This window comes from Marivita cryptomonadis (assembly GCF_002115725.1).
Lineage (GTDB): Bacteria > Pseudomonadota > Alphaproteobacteria > Rhodobacterales > Rhodobacteraceae > Marivita > Marivita cryptomonadis.
In genome coordinates, this window is the sequence record NZ_JFKD01000060.1 from 1 (window position 1) to 1,889 (window position 1,889).

Genomic DNA, 1,889 nt, shown 5'->3' on the forward strand with positions numbered 1-1,889 from the left:
AACTTCGACAGTTCAAGGTGGAATTGGCCCCGGTTCGGTAGAGTGGAATTCAACAAAATAAGGGCTTCCGGCGGCCGGACCCCCAGGTTCCACCTGTAAGCGTGTTGTGGCACGTCACTTGATTCAGGGTCATTGATAGTGCGCTAAGACATCTGTAGCGTTGCGACATGTACACCAAGATTACCAAATCCGGCGGCCGCCAGTACCTGCAACTGGTCGAGGGCTATCGCAACGAGCAGGGAAAAGTCCGCCACCGGGTTGTCGCAAACCTCGGGCGCCTGGAAGATCTCACCCCCGCAAAGCTCGATCCTCTGATCGGCGGTCTCAACCGCGCACTCGGGCGGGGCGAGAATACCGCCTATCCCGTCGAGATCGAGAGCTCCAAAGCCCACGGCAACGTCTTTGCGCTGCACGAGCTCTGGGCCGATCTCGGCTTCGACCGCGCCTTGGGCCGCGCGATGCGATCCGGGCGGCGCAAGCTGGATGTCGAAGCGCTGGTGCGGGCCATGGTCTTCAACCGCCTGTGTGACCCCTCCAGCAAGCTGGGGTGCCTGCGCTGGCTGGAGACCGTGGCCATGCCGGAGATGCCGGAAACAGTTACCCACCAACATCTGCTGCGCGCCATGGACGCGCTGATGGACAATGTCGACCGCGTGGAGGCCGAACTGGCCCGTCAGATCCGACCCTTGGTCGACCGTGATCTGACCGTCGTCTTCTACGACCTGACCACCGTGCGCATCCATGGCGAAGGGCAAGTCGAGGCAGACATACGCGCCTTTGGCATGAATAAGGAGACCGGCGGCATCGCTCGACAGTTCGTGCTCGGCGTCGTGCAGACCGCCGAGGGGCTGCCGCTCATGCATACCGTTCATCCGGGCAACGTGGCCGAAACCAAGACCCTGCAGGCCATGCTGGCCACCGTCCTGCAACGCTTCCCGATCGAGCGGGTGATCCTCGTGGCCGATCGTGGGCTGCTGAGCCTCGACAATATCGGGGCCCTGACATCCCTGGCCGAGCAGGGCGGGCGTACGCTGGAGTTCATCCTCGCCGTCCCGGCCCGCCGCTACAGCGATCTCGTCGAGACCTTCCGGGACATGACGTTTGACGCGGACGGATTAGCCGAGGGCCGCTTCGCCGGCCACCGCCTGATCGTTGCCCATGATCCCTTCCGTGCCGCCGAACAGGGGGAGCGGCGGCGCGCCCGCGTCGCCGAGCTGGAGACAATGGCTGAAAAGATGGTCAGCAAGCTCAATGCTCAGGATGCCGGAAAGACCGCCAAGGGGCGCCGCGCCTCCGACCGCGGGGCCTACAGCCGCTTCACCCGGGCCGTTGCGGAGGCCGAGATGACCCGCTTCCTCAAGGCCGATCTCAACGCGGACCGCTTCAGCTGGTCAGTCGATGAAGACGCCGTTGCACAGGCAGAACTCTTCGATGGAAAGCTTGCGCTGATCACCAACGCGCCGGATCTCTCTCCGACCGAGGCCGTCGCGCGCTACAAGGGGCTCGCCGACATCGAGCGCGGCTTCCGCGTGCTCAAGTCCGACATCGAGATCGCGCCGGTTCACCATCGCCTTCCCGACCGCATCCGGGCTCATGCCATGATCTGCTTCCTAGCCCTCGTCCTCTACCGCGTCATGCGTATGCGCCTGAAGGCCAAGGGCCACGGCGCAAGCCCAAGAACCGCGCTCGATCTTCTCGCGCGCATCCAACAGCACGTGGCGCGCATTGGCCCCGCAACCAAGACGACCTTCACCCGCCAACAACCGGAGCAACTGGATCTTTTTGAAGCGCTGAGCCTGAAAACACCCTCCTGAAACGACCATGTTGTGGCAAAAGCGGGAATCCCGCTGCAACAATATCAATTACTTACGCGTTTAGCTGTCGAAGTT

The 1,889-nt window shown here is 63.0% G+C and carries 1 protein-coding gene; it reads left to right on the forward strand.

The annotated features are described in order from the left end of the window. Positions 1-167 precede the first annotated feature (167 nt). Positions 168-1,814 (forward strand): IS1634 family transposase, encoded by a 1,647-nt coding sequence (locus tag MCRY_RS22205; RefSeq protein ID WP_085633944.1) that lies wholly within the window; start codon positions 168-170, stop codon positions 1,812-1,814. Positions 1,815-1,889: the final 75 nt, after the last annotated feature.